Origin of the sequence: Rhizobium sp. RU35A (assembly GCF_900156005.1) — a bacterium.
Taxonomy (GTDB): Bacteria; Pseudomonadota; Alphaproteobacteria; order Rhizobiales; family Rhizobiaceae; genus Neorhizobium; species Neorhizobium straminoryzae.
Genome location: NZ_FTMR01000044.1, coordinates 1 through 1,640, shown reverse-complemented (window position 1 = coordinate 1,640; position 1,640 = coordinate 1). Strand labels below are relative to the sequence as shown.

At 68.0% G+C, this 1,640-nt stretch carries 1 protein-coding gene; it reads right to left on the bottom strand.

Features of this window, described 5'->3' with window-relative positions; all coding sequences use genetic code 11:
- Nucleotides 1–1,640 (bottom strand): S-layer family protein (locus tag F3H95_RS27345; RefSeq protein ID WP_188134513.1); only part of this gene is annotated, 1,640 nt, incomplete at both ends.

The window sequence follows — 1,640 nt, the reverse complement described above, 5'->3', positions numbered from 1 at the left end:
CTGGCGCCGGACGACAGTGCAAGAGCCGTCTGCGCCGTCACACCGATCGAACCGTTTGCGGCCTCGATCGCATCGGTCAGGTCGAGCCGGCCGGCCACGGACGCGATGCCGATCGTACCCGTACCACCCGTCTTCACGTGACCGATCGTGGCATCGGTGCCCGCCGACAAGGTCACCGTGCCCGTGCCGCCATCGATCAGCGAGCCAGAAGCCTGCGTCAGGCTGCCCGTCGTTGCCGTCAGGGATACACCAGTCGCACCCGCAACCGAGCCCGTCGCGGCAATCACGACATTCCCGTCAGCCGTCACCGTGACGGAACCACCCGACGAACTCAGCGCATCGGCAAGCTCGACAGAACCACCAAGAGCAGAGGCAGAGACCGCACCCGCGCTCTTCACCTGGCCAAGCGTGGCATCCGTGCCCGCCGACAAGGTCACCGTGCCCGTGCCACCATCGATCAGCGAGCCAGACGCCTGCGTCAGGGCGCCCGTCGTTGCCGTCAGGGATACGCCGCCGGCACCCGTCGCCGTCACGCTGGCGCCGGACGACAGTGCAAGAGCCGTCTGCGCCGTCACACCGATCGAACCGTTTGCGGCCTCGATCGCATCGGTCAGGTCGAGCCGGCCGGCAACGGACGTGATGCCGATCGTACCCGTGCCACCCGTCTTCACGTGACCGATCGTGGCATCGGTGCCCGCCGACAAGGTCACCGTGCCCGTGCCGCCATCGATCAGCGAGCCAGAAGCCTGCGTCAGGCTGCCCGTCGTTGCCGTCAGGGATACACCAGTCGCACCCGTCGCCGTCACGCTGGCGCCGGACGACAATGCAAGAGCCGTCTGCGCCGTCACACCGATCGAACCGTTTGCGGCCTCGATCGCATCGGTCAGGTCGAGCCGGCCGGCAACGGACGTGATGCCGATCGTACCCGTGCCACCCGTCTTCACGTGACCGATCGTGGCATCGGTGCCCGCCGACAAGGTCACACTGCCCGTGCCGCCATCGATCAGCGAGCCAGAGGCCTGCGTCAGGCTGCCCGTCGTTGCCGTCAGGGATACGCCAGTCGCACCCGCAACCGAGCCCGTCGCGGCAACCACGACATTCCCGTCAGCCGTCACCGTGACGGAACCACCCGACGAACTCAGCGCATCGGCAAGCTCGACAGAACCACCAAGAGCCGAGGCCGATACCGCCCCCGCGCTCTTCACCTGACCAAGCGTGGCATCGGTACCCGCCGACAGCGTCACGCTGCCCGTGCCGCCATCGATCAGCGAGCCAGAGGCCTGCGTCAGGGCACCCGTCGTTGCCGTCAGGGATACGCCGCCGGCACCCGTCGCCGTCACGCTGGCGCCGGACGACAGTGCAAGAGCCGTCTGCGCCGTCACACCGATCGAACCGTTTGCGGCCTCGATCGCATCGGTCAGGTCGAGCCGGCCGGCCACAGACGCGATGCCGATCGTACCCGTGCCACCCGTCTTCACGTGACCGATCGTGGCATCCGTGCCAGCCGAGAGCGTCACGCTGCCCGTGCCACCATCGATCAGCGAACCAGAGGCCTGCGTCAGGCTGCCCGTCGTTGCCGTCAGGGATACGCCAGTCGCACCCGCAACCGAGCCCGTCGCGGCAACCACGACATTCCCGTC